Raw genomic sequence first — 18,442 nt, 5'->3', positions numbered from 1 at the left:
GTGGTTGAGCCTCAGATATAGGGATCGTGCGCGGCGGCTTCATCCGCCGCGCCGTCCGACGGTTCGAGCAGCACCAGGGCGCGCTCGTCGCGCGGCGCCGTCGAGGCCGAGGGCGAGCTCAGTCCCGAGCAGGACCGCGCGGGCCGTCCCCGCCCTTCGCGAAGCATTGCACGAGCGCCTCCAGCGCCTGCTCGGCGCAGCCGCGCAGCCGCGCGATCAACGGCGCCAGACGGTCGCGGTCGGCGGCGCGGGCGGCCTGCTCGCAGTCGAAGGCGAGCGCCTGCAGCGCGCGCGCGCCGAAGGTGCCGGAGGCGCCCTTGAGGGTGTGGGCCTCGTGTTCGAGCTGGGCGATCTCGCCGGCCTCCCAGGCCTGTTCGATGCACGCCACCCGTCGCCGGGTCTCGATCTCGAAGGTCTGCAGCATGCCGACGAGGAAGTCCTCGCCCATCTCCTCGGCGAGTTCGTCGATCACCCCGAGATCGAGCACCCCGACCGCCTGCGCCGGCGCCGCGCGCTCCCCGGCCGATGCGCCGACCGGCGCATCCTCGGGGCGCGCGCCACCGAGCCAGCGCGCGAGGGCGGCGAACAGCTCGGCGCGCACCACCGGCTTGCTCAGATAGTCGTCCATGCCGGCGGCCAGACAGCGCTCGCGATCCTCGCTGAAGGCGTTGGCGGTCATCGCCACGATCGGCACGCGGGCGCGCTCGCCGGGCAGCGCGCGGATCGCCCGGGTCGCCTCCAGCCCGTCCATCCCCGGCATCGAGACGTCCATCAGCACCAGCGCATAGGGGCGCGCGCGCAGCGCGGCGAGCGCCTGATGACCGTCGGCGGCGGTCTCGACCCGGTAGCCGGCGCGCTCGAGGATCGCCAGCGCCACCAGACGGTTGGCCTCGCTGTCCTCGACCAGCAGGATCGGGCCGGTGGCGGCCGTTGCCGTCGGCGTCGGCGCCGCCGGCTCGGGGCAGGGCGAGTCGGGCGCGGGGAAGAGTTCGGGGGCGCCGAGCGCCATGCCGAGCTGCCAACACAGTGCGCGCGGCATCAACGGCAGGGTGGCGGCCTCGGGCGTCGGCGCGCTCGTCCGGTCGCGATGGATCGGGATCTCGCGCGCCGCCCTCCCCGCGCCCGGCGGGGCCACCAGCCACAGCCGCGCGGGCACGGCGGCGGCCTCGGCGAACCAGCGCTCCTCGCCGACGATCACCGTCTCCAGGCCGAGCAGCCGGAGCTGGCGCGCCAGCCCCTCGGCGAGCGGCGCGCTGGCGGCCCACACCTGCACCCGCCAGCCCGCGGCCCGGCGCGCCAGACGCGCCCGCCGATCGTCGGCCGGGGCGCGCGCGCGCAGCGGGAGGCGCACCCAGAAGCGGGAGCCGACGCCGGGCTCGCTCGCGCAGCCGATCTCGCCGCCCATGATCCGCGCCAGCCCGCGACAGATCGCCAGCCCCAGCCCGGTGCCGCCAAAGCGTCGGCGGCGCGAGTCGTCGACCTGGACGAACTCGTTGAACAGCTCCGACAGACGCTCGCGGGCGATGCCGATACCGGTGTCGCGCACCTCGATCGAGAGTCGCTGCTCGGCGCCCTCGCCCACCACCCCGGCGCACAGCTCGATGGCGCCGTGCTCGGTGAACTTGAGCGCGTTGCCGAGCAGGTTGAGCAGGATCTGGCGCAACTGGCCGGGGTCGAGTTCGACCCGCACCGGCAGTTGCGGGTCGAGGGTCAGCAGCAGCTCCACGCCCTTGGCGAAGGCGCGCGCGGCGAACAGCCCGAGCACCCCTTCGAGCAGGGGTTCGAGGGCGCAGGGCTCGGGCCGGGTCTCCATCCGTCCGGCCTCGATCTTGGAGAAGTCGAGGATGCTGTCGACCACCGACAGCAGGCTGTGCCCGGCCTCGCCGGCCACCCGCGCATGGGCCGCCTGCTCGGGGTCGAGACCGCTCTCGAGCAGCAGCTCGTTCATGTTGAGGATGGCGTTGAGCGGGGTGCGGATCTCGTGGCTCATGGTGGCGAGAAAGCGCGACTTGGCCTCGCTGGCCTGTTCGGCGCGGGCGCGCTCCTCGATCAGCGCCGCCTCGGTGCGCTTGCGCTCGCTGATGTCGATGAAGTTGGCGACATAGTTGGTCACCCGGCCGTCCGGGTCGCGCACCGTGGTGATGCTCAGCCACTCGGGGAAGATCTCGCCGTTGCGGCGGCGGTTCTCGATCTCGCCCTCCCAGTGACCGTCGCGCTGCAACCGCGCCCACATCTCCCGGTAGAAGCGCTGCGACTGGCGCCCGGACTTGAGCAGTCGCGGCGTCTCGCCGATGGCCTCGTGCGGGGCATAGCCGGTGATCGCGGTGAAGGCGCGGTTGACGCGCAGGATGCGACTCTCGGCGTCGGTGATGAAGATCGCCTCCTGGGCCTCGAAGGCCTGGGCGGCGAGACGCAGCTCCTCCTCGGCGCGGCGCCGCGCGCTGATGTCGCGGATGAAGGCGGTGAAATAGACCGTCTCATCGGCCTCGACCTCGGTGATGGCGATCTCGATCGGGAACTCGTGACCGTCGCGGTGCAGCGCCTCCATCTCCAGACGCTGGCCGACCACCCGCCCCTTGCCCTCGGCGCGAAACCGCGCCATGCCGCGACGGTGGGCGGCGCGATAGCGCTCGGGGACGATCAACTGTTCGAGCAACTGGCCACCGACGTCCTCGCGCAGATAGCCGAAGATCTGCTCGGCCGAGGCGTTGAAGTCGACCACCCGGCCATCGAGGTCGATGGTGACGATGGCGTCGAGCGCGGCGTCGAGCAGCGCGCTCTTCTGCGCCTCGCTGCGACGGATGCGCTCGGCGAGCTGACGGGCGGCGGCGAGCGCCTCGTTGAGATCGGCATAGCTGTCGGCCAGGCGCGCCGACATCAGGTTGAAGGCGCGGATCGCCTCGCCGATCTCGTCGTTGCCGTGCTGGGGGATGCGCACCCCCGGACCCTCGCGGGCGATGCGGTTGGAGGCATCGCGCAGGCGCAGCAGCTGACGGCTGAGATAGGTGCCGAGCAGCAGCGAGAACAGCGCCACCAGCGCCATCTCGAGCAGCGCGATCCCGATCGCCCCGGAGCGTGCCGAGCTGAGCAGCGCGAGGAAGGGCTCGACCGAGACGCCCAGCTCGACACGACCGAAATAGGCCCCGCCGGCATGGATCTCGGCGCGGGTGTCGAACACCCCGTCGGCGGCGTGCGAGGGGTCCTGGTCGGCGACGAAGCGGCGCGCCAGCGCGCGCGCCGCACCGGCCTCGGCGAGGATCAGGCCATCGCGGTCGCGCACCCGCGCATAGACGATGTCGGCGTTGGTCAGCACCTCGTCGAGCAGGCTCTCGAGCCGGGCCAGATCGGTGGCCAGCACCGCGTCGGTGGCATTGGTCGCCACCAGGCTGGCGGCGGTGGTCGCGCGCTGGACCAGCTGCGCCTCGTTCGACTCGCGCAGCCAGCTCAGCGCGCTGAACACCAGCAGCGCCAGCAGCGCCGCCTCGATCAGCGCGATGCCGAGGATGGTCTTGAGACGGAAGCTCACGGGGCCTCGGCGCGCAGGTCGTCGAGCAGGTCGATACCGAGGGCGCGCACGTCGTCCCAGTCACCGTCCTCGGCGGCCACCAGCCGGGGCATCCCCAGCGTCTCGATCAGCGCCCGCCCCTCGGCGTCGGCGGCGAGCCCGAGCATCGCCTCGCGCACCCGCGCGACCACCTCGGGTGCGACCCGCGGATGGCTGGCGAAGGCGTGGCGGGTATAGCCCTGGGTGGTCATCAGCACGCGCAGCTCGGCGCGGCGCGGCGGGTCGAGCGCCTCGAGCGTGCGTACCACCCCGCCGCCGGCGGGATAGAGCCCGACGCTCACGGTACGGTAGACCGAATCGTGCGAGGCGACATAGCGCGGGGTGAAGGCGATGCCGCGCTGGGCCAGCTCGGCGCGGATCAGCACGCTGGCGGCAAAGGCCGCCGGGGCCGGGAAGGCCAGGGTCGCGCCCTGCAGCGACCCGACCTCGCGCAGCGGGCTGTCGGCGCGTACCACCAGCACCCCGCGCAGCCGTCCCTCGGCGCGGGCGAGTGCGCGATAGCCGGGGTCGCGGGCGAAGACCGTGTAGTGATAGGGGTTCATGTAGGCGAGATCGTACTCGCCCTGCGCCAGACGGCGCTCGAAGGTGGGGATGTCGGCGGCGGTCTCGAAGCGCAGCGCCACCCCGGCGCGCGCGCCGAGCGCCTCGAGCAGCGGCACCCAGGCGCGCGCCAGGGTGCTTGCCGATTGCTGCGGCACGATGCCGAAGCTCAGCTCCGTGGCCGATGCGGCCAGCGGCGCCACGAGCAGGGTCAGCAACAGCAGCGCCGCGCGGCCACGGCGCCGGGTGCGCTCAGAAGCGGTAACCGAAGAGTTCGATGTCGCGCCGGAAGCGGCGCGCGATCCAGTCGCGGCTGTGTGTGTCATAGAACTCCCGATAGTCGAGCCGGCCATGCCGGGAACGGTTGAAGTGCTCGGGCGCCGGGGGCGCGAGACCGAGATGGTCGCACAGTGCGGTCAGATCCTCCTGGTAGTGCTCGAAGCGGGCGAGGAAGTCGATCTGCAACCGCCCTGCTCGATCGGTCAGATAGTCGCTCTGGGAGCGACCGATCATGAAGCGATGAACGGGCGCCTGGCTGGCCCAGGCGAGCCAGTCGCCGGGCGCACGCGGGCGCAGCGCGCGACGCAGAAACTGCTTGAAGCCGGGGCCGGAGAGGTGCGTCGAACCCAGGGTCTCGTCGGGGGAGGCGCGGGCCAGCGCGGTGTACCACGACAGCGCCAGATCCCAGGGGTTGCGCACGAAGGCGAAGCGGAAGTAGTCGGGATATCTGGCCAGCAGCCGGGCGTTGTCGCGATAGGTGCTGTGCTGGCGACCGTCGAAGTGACAACGGTCCTGCCAGCCCGGGGCGCGCGCATCGAGCCCGGCGAGCGAGGCCCGGGTGTCGAGGTCGTCGCGAAACACCGAGGTCAGTGAACTGCCGCCGGTCTTGGGGATGTGGAAATAGACGAAGCGACGGTGGTGGGAGAGCAGCATGGTGTTCTGGCTCCGGGGGCAGACGTTCAGGGTGAGCAGATGGCATTTCCAGATCGCCTTGCGCAGGCGTCTGCTCAACCTTGGCAACCACCGTGCCAGGCGATCGGTCTCGCGCACCGGCCCCGCGGCCAGCGACGGGTTGCAGCGGTCACCGAGCACGCCGCCGAGCCACCGCGCCCCGGCCCCGCGCAGCCGCTCCAGCGTCGCGGCCACACCGGCGGCGAAGTGGGCCGTCTCGCGCCGCACCGCTGCAGGCCGCAGTGCAGGATGCGACTCGATCCGCAATGGCCGCGCCCGGCCAACCCCGAGACCGTCGAGAGCGTCCCCGATGACCACCACCGCCTCGTCCTCGACACCATCGCCCATCGGCGCCCCTCCTCTTCGTCCAGGGCGGTCGGGGCGCGAGAGACCCCCGTCAGAACATCTGTAGGCACCCGCGCCGGCGCACAAGCCGGCTCCGGCGCTCGGCCACGCGCCCCGAGGCGGCGCGCGTGACCGCGCCGATAGCACAGGACGCCCGCCACCCCGGTGCACCACGCCGACGGCGCCGCGGAATACACAGGGTGCGAGGAACAGTACCAAAAACAGCGCCGCTCCGACCATCGACGCCAGACGACCGATCCAGCCCGGCAGCGAAGGGGGTCTCGGCAGTCAGGATGAGCAGCGCGAGCGGGCTGGTCCGCATCGGGACTCAGCTCGCACCGGGGTGACGGAGGGCGGCATAGGCGGCGGCCATCGCCCGCACCTCGGCGCGGGCGAGGACATAGGGGCGTGGGTCGAACGGCACGGCGCGCGCGATGGCGGCGAGCTGCACCGCCAGCGCCACGCTGAGGATCGCGACATCCCCGGCCGGCACCACCCGGGCGGTGTCGGGACAGGCGGTCTCGGGGACGCCGCCGACGGCGCTCACCACCACCGGGATGCCGCAGGCCTGGGCCTCCAGCGGCGCCAGCGGCAACCCCTCGGCGAGCGCGGGCAGGCAGAACAGGTCGAGCGCCTGGTAGAAGGTCGGCATGGCGTCCAGCCGCCCGATGAAATGCACGCGTTTCGCCAACCCCTGCCGGGCGACCAGGCGGCGCAACGCGCCCTCCTCCGGGCCGCTGCCGGCGAGCGCCAGATGGGTGTCGGCGTCGAGTCCGAGCAGCGCCTCGATCAGCAACCGCTGGCCGTTGACCGGGTGCAGCGGTGCGGCGCAGCCGATCAACCGCACCTCGCGCGGCAGGTCGAGCTGCGCGCGCGCCACGGCGCGATCGCCGGGGATGAAGTGATCGGTATCGACGCCGTTGAGGATCACCCGTGGCCGCCACCCCGGCAGTCGCGCGCGGATGCGCGTGGCGACGTGCTCGGCATCGGCGACCAGCCGGGGTCGGGTCAGCGCCAGCGTCGTCCACTGCAGCCAACGCTGCGGCAACGACTCCAGGTGCCGGGCCTCGTGCTCGGTGTGCACCAGATGGCGCACCCCGGCCAGGCGCGCGGCCAGACCGCCGTAGATCAGCGGGCCGCGATGATAGGTGTGCACCGCCACAGCGCCCTCGGCGCGCAACAGCCGCGCCAGACGCGGGACCAGCCCCGGCGTCCAGCCCGGCGGCTTGGCGAGAAAGCGCAGCCGATCGACATCGGTCTGCAGCCGTGGCCAGGCGGCGACCGCCGCCACGCCCTCGCCCTCCAGGCTCATCACCAGATGGCGCTCGGTGGCGGCGCCGTGACGCGCCAGCTCCAGCACCACGCTCTCCACCCCACCGGGACGCAGGTGCTGCACGACATGAACGATGGTGGTCATCGGGATTTCTCCACGGGCAGATGATCGACCGCGCGGTCCGTCGAGCGGCACTCGATTCGGTACGGCTTGAGTGGTGGGATGCGGCTGAGCACCGTCAGCGCGCGCGGGCGCCAGTCGCCGGCGGGCAGGTCGTATGCGGTCGAGCAACTCGATGGGCATGGTCGGGACCGATGAGCAGAGGATGACCGACCGTGAGCAGATCGCGTGCCATCCCGCATCCGCACGCGCCGGCGCGATCCCGCGCCGCTCGCCCGCCCCGGCGTTGCAGCGTGCAACGCAGCGGGCGCTGCATCCTGCAACACGCCTCAGGACGGCGTCGCGGCCAGCGCGAGCCCGTAGAGCGGCGCCCGGAGGCCGGGGCGCGCGCGGCGACCCCCTCACACCTCCTCGACCAGCGCCGAGAGCGCCCGGGCCTGACGCTCGGCGGTGAACAGCTCCAGCAACCGTCGGCGCCCCACCTGCCCCATCGCCGCCAGACGCAGCGGCGCCGTGGTCGCCACCGTCTCGATGGCGCGGGCGAGCGCGGCGCGATCGCCCGGCGCCACCCGCCAGCCGCTCTCCTCGGTCACCATCTCCTTGCAGCCCATCAGCGTGGTGGTGATCACCGGCAGCGCCATCGCCATCGCCTCCTTGACCACCACCGGGTCGGTGTCGCGGGCGCCGTTGGCGGCGATGCGGAAGGGTGCGACCAGCGCCCGGTAGCCGGGGCCGTGACGCGCCAGCCACTCGGCCGGACGCGCGCCGAGGAACTCCACCCAGTCGTCCAGCCCGAGCCGGGTACAACGCGCCCGCAGCGACGCGCGCAGCGGGCCGTCGCCGACCAGATCGAGCCGGGGGCGGTGCGCCGCCGGGACCAGCGCCAGCGCCTCGAGCAGATCCGCCACCCCCTTGGTCTCGCACAACCGACCGATGAACAGCAGCCGATCGGCCTCCGCGGCGCCGCTCACCACCGGCGCGAAGGTGCGCGCATCGACCCCGCAATAGACCACCCCGACGCGCGCACGCGGCGCCAGCGCGGTGAAGTCGCGGCGCATGTCCTCGCACACGGCCACCGCGAAGTCCGCCCGATCGAGCTTGAGCGCGAGGTCGGCGGGGGTGGCGTAGACGTCGGAGCCGTGCCCCACGAAGGACACCCCGATGCCGAGCCAGCGGGCGGCGACGATCGCCGTGGCGGTGGTGGCCTGGGCGAAATGGGCATGGATGTGGGTACAGCCCTCGTAGCGCATCACCGCCGCCACCCGCGCGGCGCCGTAGAGCAGCGCGGCGCGCGGCAGCCCGCGCTGGCGCAACGCGAAGCCGAGCCCGCGCAACAGGCTCGGGCGGATGCCGCCGAGCGCCTCGGCGGCATCGGCCGGACCGAGATCGGAGAGATACCAGGTGCGCACCGCCAGACGCTGATCGCTGGCCTGGGCCGGTCCCGGATGACGGCGGAAGGCGATCGGCACCACCCGGTGACCGAGCGACTCCATGGCGCGGATCTCGGTGCCGATGAAGGTCTCGGAGAGGACCGGGAAGGCGGGGATGAGATAGGCGATCGTCTTCATGATGGTGATGTTTCCGTTTGGCATGCGAACTGCTGCGCCTTGAGCAACATCAATGCCAGAGGACGCGCCATGTCGACCCAGCCCATCCAGGTCTCGATCGTCATCCCCGCCCGCGACTGTCTCGAGCAGCTGCCGCGCACGATCGACAGCGTCCTCGCCCAGCAGCTCGACGCCTTCGAGGTGCTGGTCGTCGACGACGGCTCCGAGGACGGCACCTGGGACTGGCTGTGCGCGTACGCCAGACGCGCGCGCTGGCTGCACCCGATCCGGCTCGGCGGGCTGGGCGCGGCGCGGGCGCGCAATCACGCCATCGCCGCGGCGCGCGGCGCGCTGATTGCCTTCCTCGACGTAGGGGATCGCTGGTACCCGGGCAAGCTCGCCGCGCAGCTCGCCCTCCACCGGCGCGACCCCGAGCTGGTGATGAGCTTCACCAACTACCGCCATGTCGGCGCCGACGGCGAGGACCGCGGCGACTGCTTCAGCCTCTGGCCGGGGTTGCGGCGGCTGCTCGAGGGCGGCGACAGCTTTCGCCGGCTCTCCCACCCGGCGGCGCTGCTGTTCGCCGAGAACCTGGTCGGCACCTCGACGGTGGTGGCCAGAGGCGATGCATTGCAGAATGCGAAGGGATTCGACGGTGGACTGCATTCTGCAGAGGAGCGGGAGCTGTGGCTGCGCCTGGCCAGCGCCGGGGCGGTCGGCTTCAGCCCGCGCGTCTATTGCGACGACGAGCGGCGCGCCGAGACCGAGATCAGCCGCACCGAGGCGCGGCTCGCGGTGCTGGCGCGGATCATCCGGCGCGACCGCCCCGAACTCGGCACCGCGTACCCGGTCGCACTGCGCCGCGCCCGGCTGCTGATCGGCGAGGCCGAGGGACACCCGGCGCGGGTCTGCGCCAGCCGCCTGTTGGCACGCTCGCTGACGCCGCAGCGACGCATCCCGCGCGCCGCGCGCACCGATGGCCGACTGCTGCGCGCGCCGCGCGACTGAGGCCCGCTCGATCGCGCACCGCACGCGGCGCGGCCCCAGACCGCGAGCAGGCGCGGCGGCCTCTCCGCGGGCTCGGGGCGGCGCGCTTGCTCGCCTCGCGCTCCAGTCCGCCGCCGGAGGCGAGGTCGACGACCGGGGCCACTCGGCGCGCGCGAAGAGGACGGGGCGCGCGCCCGTCCTCTGTCAAACGGCATCGGGGGATGGGGGGGGTGGTGCCGACACGGGGCCTGGCGTCCCGGCGAGAGGGCGCGCGGGGCGCCTCGGGCGCGAGGCGCGAGATCCGCCCCGCGTCACGCCCGGCCAGACGAAGGCCCGACCTCGCGCGACCTCGGCGCCCTTGCGCTGATCGTCCGCTCAGACCGCCGCGCCCGGCGCGGGCCCATCGACGCTGAGCGAGGCCATGTCGATGACGATGCGATGGGCGAACTCGCCCTCGGCCAGACGCGCGAAGGCATCGTTGATCTGCTCGATGCGGATCATCTCGCACTCGGGATAGATCTGGTGCTCGGCGCAGAAGTCCAGCACCTCCTGGGTCTCGGCGATGCCGCCGATCAGCGACCCGGCGACGCGCCGGCGACCGAACACCAGCGGGGTGGTCATCGGCGCCTCCAGCGGCCCGATCTGGCCGACGATCACCAGCGAGCCGTCGACGTCGAGCAGCGGCGTGTAGACATTCAGGTCGTGCTTCACCGGCACGGTGTCGATGATGAGATCGAAGGCGTTGGCGGCCGCCTGCATCGCCTGCCGGTCGGTGGAGGCGAGGAGGCCACGGGCGCCGCTGGCCTTCGCTTCCGCCTCCTTCCTGCTCGAGCGGCTGATCACCGTGACCTCGGCGCCCATCGCCGCGGCGAGCTTGACCGCCATGTGGCCGAGTCCGCCGAGCCCGATGACGCCGACACGCGTGCCCTCGCCCACCTGCCAGGTGCGCAGCGGCGAGAAGGTGGTGATACCGGCGCAGAGGATGGGCGCGGCCCTGGCGAGATCCAGACTGTCGGGGATGCGCAGCACGAACGCCTCGCGCACCACGATGTGCTTGGAGTAGCCGCCCTGGGTGATCTCGCCGCTGATGCGATCGGGCGCGCCATAGGTCGGGGTCATGCCGTTGCGGCAGTACTGCTCCTCATGGTTGTGGCACTGGTCGCAGTCCTGGCAACTGTCGACCATGCAGCCGACCGCGACGCGATCGCCCACCCGGTAGCGCTCGACCTCGGGACCGACGGCGCTGACCACGCCGACGATCTCGTGGCCCGGCACCAGCGGATAGGGCTGCGGCCCCCAGTCGCCGTTGACGGTGTGCAGGTCGGAGTGACAGACACCGCAGTACTGGATGTCGATGGCGACATCGTTCGGGCGCAGCGCGCGACGCTCGAAGTGATAGGGAACGAGCGTGGCATCGGCCGAATGGGCCGCGTATCCAACGGTTTTCATGGTCTTTGGCCTGTCTTCGTCAGTGGGTTGCGGAGGTGCCGCCGGTCTCGGCGAGCGGCGACGATGACTTGAACTCGGCGCCGAGGGCGCGCGATCGCGCGGACCCGGCACGGCGGGGTCGGCGAACGCACCTGTGTTGAGCCAGACTCGTGATGCTCGTGCAGGCGGGGCGAACGGGGTAGAGAACGGCGCCACCGCCGAGCAGTCCACACCTGCCAGAGCGGTCGCCACGGCGGGCCACATCATCGGCTGCATTGACGATGAACATAGGGCTCGATGCCCTCGGTTGAGAGACCTGATCCTCTCGATCTCTTGCCTATTCCTACCCGAGCGGTGATTTCAAGTTGCCCCGGCGGGGCCAATCCTGTCTAAAAGATCCATCTCCCGAATCAGAGCGCGCACGACATGTCATCGAACTCGATACTGCTGCAGCACTTCCCGGCGCTGGAAACCGGGGTGATGGAGTCGCCCCTCCAGGGGGTGCGCTTCTTCAAGTCGACACAGCCGATCCCGCGGCGCCCACTGGTCTACGACCCCGGCATCTGCGTCGTCATCCAGGGCCACAAGACCGGCTATCTCGGTGGCGAGGCGTTCCGCTACGACGCCGACAACTATCTGCTCACCTCGGTCACCATGCCCTTCGAGTGCGAGACCTTCGGGTCGCCCGAGACGCCCCTGCTCGGGCTCTACATCGATATCGACCTCGGCCAGTTGAACGCGCTGATCAGCGGCATGGGCCTGCAGGCTGAGATCGGCAAGGCCGCCGAGCGCGGCCTGCCGCGGGGGATCGGGCCGGCCGCGCTGGACGCCGAGATGGCCGACGCCATCGCCCGTCTGATCAAGGCGCTGGGCTCGGAGACCGAGGCCCGGCTGCTCGGCCCGGGGCTGGTGCGCGAGGTGCTGTTCCGCGCCCTCGGCGGCACCCAGGCGCCGGTGCTCCACGCCCTGGCGATGTACAGCGGCACCTTCTCCAAGGTCGCCCAGGTGCTGCGGATCATGCAGAGCCACTACGCCGATAAGCTCGACGTCGAACAGCTCGCCGAGCGCGTGCACATGAGTCCATCGGCCTTCCACCGGGCGTTCAAGGAGATCACCTCCGACACCCCCATCCAGTACCTGAAGAAGGTGCGCCTGACCAAGGCGCGCGAACTGATGCTGCACGAGCGCATCAAGGCCTACATGGCCGCCGACAGGGTCGGCTACGAGAGCCCCTCGCAGTTCAGCCGCGAGTTCAAGCGCTACTTCGGGCAGAGCCCGGCGGAGATGACGCGCGAGGCACGCGCGGCCTGAGCCGCGGCGGATCGCAGCGTCCTCGGCAGGCGCCATGGTGCATTATCCAATCGAGAGCGGTTGCACTCGACACTTGGCTATCGCTCCCCCGTCGGGATCATGCAACATTGGCAGGCGAGACAGAGCCGCGACCAGACGGTCGCATGAGACCAAACCCTTGGGGGGGGCGAAAATCAGGGGAACCTCAATATGAGGCGCGCATCAGGTCGACTCGAGTCGAGCAAACATCTCCTCGGCAGCGTTGTAGGCTGCCGTGTCTCGCCGCTCATCGAGCGGTGGAAGAGTCAAGGCATCCCGTCCGATGACAAAGGCGGAACCACCAACATCGTCGTCCCAGGATGATCCGTCCTCGTTGATCAGCCGGTAGTCGCTTCGGGTGAAATCGGTTCCCAGTCGACGTGCCAGGTAGATCCAGGTCCAGCAACGCTCGTGGTCTTGGTGATCGAAGCGCTCGATCAGCTCGAACATTGCCTCGGTATTGCCCTCTTCGGCGGCGATTGTCAGCCAATGATGCGTCTCTGCTCTGCGCCCGTGACGCTCGGCGATCTCGGCCACCCGCATCGGGTCCTCGTCGAGGTCGTCGTGGTCGCCCTCGAAGAAAGAAAGGTCACCGAACTTGTCCGCGAGATCAAGGAGCGCTTCGGCGCTACCCAGCTGGGCCGCTTGACGGAGGTGGAAGGCATGCTTCTCCTTGAGGGCAATGCGACCTGCATAGGCATCTGCCCAGGCTTTTTGCATGCCCTCAAGTTCGCGACCGTTCTGCTCTTGGGTGTACCAATAGGATGCCCCCAATAGCTCGTCATTGTCATCACCGGGGTCATAGATCAGGGCTAGCGCATAGTGGGCAATAGCACTCCCGCTGTTGGCGGATCGTACTAAGCAGTCCACCGGGAGCGCAGGCAAATCAGTCTCGCCGAAATCGTAACCGTCGTAGAGACCGTCGCGGAGATCCCTGACCAGGTCATTTAGACGAACGACTCCCAATCGATGCTGGGTCGCGAACGAGACCAACTCGGACACGACATGATCGGTCGTTGCGGTTGGGTACCCCAGATCGCTGTAGCGCTGGCGAAGTATTGCCGGCTCCATCGGGATACGGTCGAACTCGTCGTTGCCAGACGTGAACACGGACGAAGCGGTTAGTGCCGCGTAGGAGCGAAAACCGTAGAGTGCAGCCAGCAACTCGTAGATGTGCGCGCGCTTGAAGGGCGTTTTGGTGCTGGATTGCAGGTACTGCTGTGCAGCATATGCCAGCGCTTTGACCGTCATTGTCATCTCTATACCTCATGACCACGCCGATCTCGGGTTAGGCGCACACGTTTAAGTCCCCGAGAGCAACGCTCACAAAGAGAGATGTTCAATGACAGATAGCGAAGCGGCCTATTTTTACTCGTGTGCAAGTAGGGTGGGCACCCGGGTGAGAAAATAGCCCTGTTGCGCGCCTGCGTCAACGACCTTGGTTTGGATTGGCTGCGAGTTACTGTTCGACTGCGAGCTAGTCAAGGGCGCGCGGATCGCCGCCAGATGCTGCTTGTCTGGCTCGACGAGCCTCTGCGGGGTGGGTCGGCCGCGACTGTGGGCGCCTCAGGCGGTAAGATGCGGTGCACCACAAGCGTTTTTGCTTTGGCAGGTTAGTTAGTGGGCATAAAAAACGCGCCTGAAGGCGCGTTTTTACCGACAATTTGGCGGAGAGGGTGGGATTCGAACCCACGATAGGCTATTAACCTATACACACTTTCCAGGCGTGCTCCTTAAACCACTCGGACACCTCTCCGGAAAACACGGCGACAGGAAGGCCCGCGGCGCGTTTGAGCCGTGAACTTTAACCGAAACCCCGACGGCTTTCAACCCATTTCTTCTCGAACGCACAGCGGGCATCATCGGGGCACCCGTTTCCCTCAGGCCACCCTGCCCCATGCCCAACACGCGCGCCAGCACCGCCGACCGTCACCGTCTCTACGAACTCGCCGTCCAGGCCCCGGAGGCCGAGATCGACCTGCTCGATCAGCTCGTCACCGATCTGCGCGGCCGCCCGGCGCGACGGCTGCGCGAGGACTTCTGCGGCAGCGCCGCGATCTCCGCGGCCTGGGTGCGTCGCCGCCCCGACAATCAGGCCCTCGGCATCGATCTCGACGCCGCGGTGCTCGACTGGGCACGGACCCACACCCTCGCCGGGCTCGCGCCCGAGGCGCGCGCGCGACTGGCGCTGCGCCAAGCCGATGTCCGTGAGGCCGCCACCGCGCCGGTCGACCTGGTGGTGGCGATGAACTTCAGCTACTGGCTGCTGCGCAGCCGCGAGTCGCTCGGCGACTACTTCCGCGCGGTGCACCGCGCGCTCGCCCCCGACGGGGTCTTCCTGCTCGATGTCTACGGCGGCTACGACGCCCCGCGGGTGATCCGCGAGGAGCGCCGCGTCGCCGACCCCGAGCAGGGCGACTTCGACTACATCTGGGAGCAGGCGCGCTTCGACCCGATCAGCAGCGATCTGGAGTGTCACATCCACTTCGCCTTCGACGACGGCTCGCGGCTCGAGCGCGCCTTCAGCTATCAGTGGCGGCTGTGGACCCTGCCCGAGTTGCGCGAGCTGCTCGCCGAGGCCGGCTTCGGCGAGGTCGGCGTCTACTGGCAGGGCTGGGACGCCGAGGGCGAGCCCGACGGCGACTTCGTCGCGGTCGAGCGCGGCGAGCCCGACGCCGGCTGGATCGCCTATCTCGGCGCCACGCCGGCGCGCTGAGCGCGCCGCGCTCAGTCCTCGGGGTGCGGCAACCGCCCGAAGAGCCGGCTGAGCGCGCGCAGCCGCTCGGCGCTGCCGGTCTCGAGCATCTCTTCGCGGAAGCGCCATTCCCAGTTGCCCTCGGCGGTGCCGGGGCGGTTCATGCAGGCCTCGGCGCCGAGTCCGAGCACGTCCTGCAGCGGAAACAGCGCCATCTCCGCCACCGAGCCGAGGGCGCAGCGGATGAAGTCCCAGTGGATCTCGTGGCCGTCGGTGTTGAGATAGACCCGGGCGTGGCGGCGCACCGATTCGTCGCGGCTGTCCCACCAGCCGCGCAGGGTGTTGTTGTCGTGGGTGCCGGTGTAGACGGCCTGACGGCGGCGGTGGTGATGGGGCAGGAAGTAGGACCGCCCGAAGCCCTCGGGGATGTCCTCGAAGCCGAACTGGAGGATCGCCATCCCCGGCAGCCCCAGCCCGTCGCGCAGCGCCTCGACGTCCTCGGTGATCACCCCGAGGTCCTCGGCGATCAGCGGCGGGTCGTCGCCGAGCGCCTCCTGGAGCACGCCGAAGAGCTTCATCCCCGGCCCGGCGACCCAGCGCCCGTTGACCGCGGTCGGCTCGTCGGCGGGGATCTCCCAGTAACCGGCAAAGCCCCGGAAGTGATCGATGCGTACCAGGTCGACCAGCTCGAGCACCTGACGCAGCCGCGCCACCCAGAAGGCGTAGTCGTCGGCGGCCAGCGCCGACCAGCGATACAGCGGGTTGCCCCAGCGCTGGCCGGTGGCGCTGAAATAGTCCGGCGGCACCCCGGCGATCACCGTCGGCTCGCCCTCGGCGTCGAGCTCGAACCAGTGCGGATGGGTCCACACCTCGCTCGAGTCGTGGGCGACGAAGATCGGGATGTCGCCGACCAACCGTACCCCGCGCGCGCGGGCATAGTCGCGCAGCGCCTGCCACTGCTCGAAGAAGCAGAACTGGACGAAGCGCTGCAGCGCCAGCACCTCGCCGTGCGCGGCCGCCCAGCGCGCCAGCGCGCCGGGGTCGCGCAGCGCGTAGTCGCGCGCCCATTGGGTCCAGGGACGCTGCTCGTGGAAGGCCTTGAGGCCGTTGTAGAGGGCGAAGTCCTCGAGCCAGTCGCAGTGGTTCTCGCAGAAGGCGGCGTAGGCGGCGCGCTGCGCCGCCGAGGCGCGCGCCTCGAAGCCGCGGCGGGCGCGCTCGAGCAGCGCGCGCTTCCAGGCGCCGACGGACTCGTACTCGACCCGGTCGGCGGAGAAGCTCGGCGCCGGTTCGAGGTCCTCGGGGTCGAGCCAACCGGCCTCGAGCAGCCGTTGCGGGCTGATCAGCAGCGGGTTGCCGGCGAACGCCGAGGTGCACTGATAGGGCGAGTCGTGATAGCCGGTGGGGCCGAGCGGCAGCATCTGCCACAGCCCCTGCCCGGCGGCGGCGAGAAAGTCGACGAATCGGTAGGCACCCGGCCCCAGGTCGCCGATCCCGAAGGGACTGGGCAACGAGGTCGGATGGAGCAGGATACCGCTGGTGCGGTGCATGGAGGGGCCTCCCGGTCGGCAGCTGTCCGCTGGTCGCATCCTAACGCCGATCGCCCCACGACAGCGACCACGATCCGCATGGACGGACACGTTTACATCTCTTCGGGCGCGCCGGGCGCACCCGGCGGGGGCGGCCGAGGCGCTCTGCGACACACCCGACCCCGAATCATGGGGGCGCGCACAAACCATTGAAAGTACGAGGGCGTCGCAACGCTCGAGCGCGCGACGATTGATCCGCGACCGCGCCTTGGGCTAGCGTGGGGAGGCTCGCGCGACGACGACGCAACGTCGACGCGCCAGCGGCGAGCCGGCGTCCGCAATCGTGACCGGGCGCACGGTTTCGGCACACACGCTTGGCTTCATCTCATTCGCCCGCACCGGGTGTCCGACGCCGGACGGACCTCTCCAACCCGGCCCCGACAGCAGTAGGAACCCATCGATCATGAGCAGTCCCGATACCTTCAAGCACTCACTCAGTCGCGCCCGCGAGTACGGGCTCGAGGAGTTCCTCGAGATCATCGGCGAGCTCTCCCAGGAGAGCACCAAGAAGGGCCGCATCGACCGCGCCAGCAAGGAGCTGATCACCCTCGGCATCGCCCTGGCCAAGCAGTGCCGGCGCTGTATCGACATCCACGGCAGCGAGGCCAGACGCCTCGGCGCCGGCGACGGCGAACTCAGCCAGGTGCGCAAGATTGCGCTGTTTCTCAAGGCCAGCCCCAGCGGCGGCGGCGAGATGTGGGAGTCCTGGGAGGACTCCTGGCGCGAGTACGTGCTCGGGCGCGGCCCGATCGAGCACCATGTGCGCGAGCTGATCGCGCTCGGCATCGCCCTGGTCGAGCAGCGCCGCGACCACATCCGTCTGCACGCGCGCTCGGCGCTGGAGTTCGGCACGCCGCCCGAGGAGATCTTCGAGGTGATGCCGATCGCGCTGCTGATGGACGGTGCCCCCGCCCTCTCGCAGATCCCCCATCTGGTCGAGGCGCTCGACGCCCCGGCACTGCAACTGAGCGCCTGAGCGCGCCGCGCGGTCGCGCCCCGGGCGCGGCTGCGCTAGCATCCGCAGCTGACGCGTCGACCCACGCCCGCGGTGGCGGCGCCATCACGCCGGCCCCAGAGAGGCAGCCGGCCCCGCGGATCACCACGGAAGCCTGCGATGTTCAAGTATCTCCCGCTGTGGGCCAATATCCTGCTGGGCATGGGGCTGGCCATCGCCCTGGCCGTGGCGGCGCTCACCTACAACAACCTCCACGACATCGACCGTCTCACCGCCCAGGCCGAGCGCGAGCAGCTCGCACTCTATGCCGACAGCCTGCAGGCCGAGATCGCCGCCGAGACCCGGCTGGCCGCGGCGATGAGCACCCTGGTGGCGAACCTCCCCGATATCCAGTCGCACTTCGCCGCCGGCGACCGCGCCTGGCTGCGCGCGGCGCTCGAACCGGCCTATCGCAAGCTCCACGCCGACTATGGCGTGGTGCAGTTCCAGTTCCACACCCCGCCGGCGACCTCGATGCTGCGCCTGCACATGCCCGAGCGCCACGGCGACGACCTCTCCGGCTTCCGTCACTCGGTGGTCGACACCAACCGCGAGCGCGAGCCCCAGCGCGGGCTCGAGGTCGGGGTGGCCAACCTCGGCGCGCGCGGCATCGTCCCGGTGGCGTGGCAGGGGCGTCATGTCGGCTCGGTGGAGTTCGGCATGGCCTTCGGCGCCGACTTCTTCGCCACCTTCAAGCAGCATCACGGCGTCGACGCCGCGCTGCACCTCGCCCGCGCCGACGGTCTGCGCACCTTCGCCGGCACCTTCGGCGCCCAGCCGCTGCTCGACGACTCGCGGCTGCGCGCGGCGCTCGCCGGCACCCCGCAGCTCGTCCACGCCCGGCTCGGCACCACCCCGGTGGCGGTCTACGCCAGCGCCGTGACCGACTACTCCGGCACCCCGATCGGGGTCATCGAGCTGGTGCGCGACCGCAGCGCGGCGCTCGCCGCGATCGCTGCCAGCACCCGCGAGGCCTGGCTGGTCGCGGCCCTGGTCGCCGGCCTCAGTCTGGTGCTGACGCTGCTCACGGCGCGCGCGCTCGAGCGGCGCATCCGCCGGCTCGCCGGCGGCATCAAGCAGAT

At 70.5% G+C, this 18,442-nt stretch carries 13 protein-coding genes and 1 tRNA gene; 5 read left to right on the top strand and 9 right to left on the bottom strand.

Going from position 1 to position 18,442, the window contains the following annotated elements; translation table 11 throughout:
* Positions 1 to 118: 118 nt before the first annotated feature.
* From EBL85_RS14055 to EBL85_RS14035, 5 genes are all read right to left on the bottom strand, one after another.
* Positions 119 to 3,526 (bottom strand): PAS domain S-box protein, encoded by a 3,408-nt coding sequence (locus EBL85_RS14055; RefSeq protein WP_123143237.1) that lies wholly within the window; start codon positions 3,524 to 3,526, stop codon positions 119 to 121.
* Positions 3,523 to 4,323 carry a phosphate/phosphite/phosphonate ABC transporter substrate-binding protein gene (locus tag EBL85_RS14050; RefSeq protein ID WP_123140964.1) on the bottom strand — a complete coding sequence of 267 codons (801 nt, stop codon included), beginning with the start codon at positions 4,321 to 4,323 and terminating at the stop codon, positions 3,523 to 3,525. Before EBL85_RS14050 ends, EBL85_RS14055 begins: the two co-directional genes overlap by 4 nt.
* A 34-nt stretch (positions 4,324 to 4,357) precedes the next feature.
* A complete protein-coding gene (locus tag EBL85_RS14045) occupies positions 4,358 to 5,404 on the bottom strand; it encodes a sulfotransferase family 2 domain-containing protein (RefSeq protein WP_190288095.1) in 1,047 nt (348 codons plus the stop codon).
* A gap of 325 nt (positions 5,405 to 5,729) precedes the next feature.
* A complete protein-coding gene (locus EBL85_RS14040) occupies positions 5,730 to 6,818 on the bottom strand; it encodes a glycosyltransferase (protein WP_123143235.1) in 1,089 nt (362 codons plus the stop codon).
* Positions 6,819 to 7,195: 377 nt separating this feature from the next.
* Positions 7,196 to 8,386 carry a glycosyltransferase family 4 protein gene (locus EBL85_RS14035; protein WP_123140967.1) on the bottom strand — a complete coding sequence of 397 codons (1,191 nt, stop codon included), beginning with the start codon at positions 8,384 to 8,386 and terminating at the stop codon, positions 7,196 to 7,198.
* Positions 8,387 to 8,431: 45 nt separating this feature from the next.
* On the opposite strand from EBL85_RS14035, the gene EBL85_RS14030 reads away from it, so the two are divergent.
* Entirely contained in the window at positions 8,432 to 9,349 is a 918-nt protein-coding gene (locus tag EBL85_RS14030) for a glycosyltransferase family A protein (RefSeq protein ID WP_190288094.1), read from the top strand.
* Between the two features lie 354 nt (positions 9,350 to 9,703).
* Here EBL85_RS14030 and EBL85_RS14025 read toward each other — a convergent pair whose 3' ends face one another.
* The gene (locus EBL85_RS14025; protein WP_123143234.1) at positions 9,704 to 10,777 is read right to left on the bottom strand and encodes an NAD(P)-dependent alcohol dehydrogenase; all 1,074 of its coding nucleotides are present in this window, start codon (positions 10,775 to 10,777) and stop codon (positions 9,704 to 9,706) included.
* Positions 10,778 to 11,182: 405 nt separating this feature from the next.
* Between EBL85_RS14025 and EBL85_RS14020 the strand changes: the two genes are divergently transcribed.
* Positions 11,183 to 12,067: an AraC family transcriptional regulator gene (locus EBL85_RS14020; RefSeq protein ID WP_123143233.1), complete on the top strand. Its 885-nt coding sequence runs from the start codon at positions 11,183 to 11,185 to the stop codon at positions 12,065 to 12,067.
* A gap of 201 nt (positions 12,068 to 12,268) precedes the next feature.
* Here the strand turns inward: EBL85_RS14020 and EBL85_RS14015 are convergent, their stop codons facing one another.
* Complete coding sequence (locus tag EBL85_RS14015; protein WP_200189417.1) at positions 12,269 to 13,342, bottom strand: hypothetical protein; 1,074 nt, start codon at positions 13,340 to 13,342, stop codon at positions 12,269 to 12,271.
* 408 nt (positions 13,343 to 13,750) lie between these two features.
* Positions 13,751 to 13,841 (bottom strand) — tRNA-Ser (locus EBL85_RS14010).
* A 141-nt stretch (positions 13,842 to 13,982) separates the two neighbouring features.
* Here EBL85_RS14010 and EBL85_RS14005 point away from each other — a divergent pair.
* Positions 13,983 to 14,801, top strand: a complete 819-nt coding sequence (locus tag EBL85_RS14005) for a trans-aconitate 2-methyltransferase (RefSeq protein ID WP_123143232.1) — start codon at positions 13,983 to 13,985, stop codon at positions 14,799 to 14,801.
* Between the two features lie 11 nt (positions 14,802 to 14,812).
* Here the strand turns inward: EBL85_RS14005 and malQ are convergent, their stop codons facing one another.
* Complete coding sequence (malQ, locus tag EBL85_RS14000) at positions 14,813 to 16,327, bottom strand: 4-alpha-glucanotransferase (RefSeq protein WP_123143231.1); 1,515 nt, start codon at positions 16,325 to 16,327, stop codon at positions 14,813 to 14,815.
* A 442-nt stretch (positions 16,328 to 16,769) separates the two neighbouring features.
* Here malQ and EBL85_RS13995 point away from each other — a divergent pair, with 442 nt between their 5' ends.
* Positions 16,770 to 17,342, top strand: a complete 573-nt coding sequence (locus EBL85_RS13995) for a carboxymuconolactone decarboxylase family protein (protein ID WP_123140974.1) — start codon at positions 16,770 to 16,772, stop codon at positions 17,340 to 17,342.
* 138 nt (positions 17,343 to 17,480) lie between these two features.
* Positions 17,481 to 18,442 (top strand): cache domain-containing protein (locus EBL85_RS13990; protein ID WP_305036079.1); only part of this gene is annotated, 962 nt, incomplete at its 3' end.

It is taken from the genome of Marichromatium sp. AB32 (assembly GCF_003718675.1).
In the GTDB taxonomy this organism is placed as follows: Bacteria; Pseudomonadota; Gammaproteobacteria; order Chromatiales; family Chromatiaceae; genus Marichromatium; species Marichromatium gracile.
Note: the sequence above shows the minus strand (reverse complement) of the source record. Positions and strands in the feature narration are given on the sequence as shown.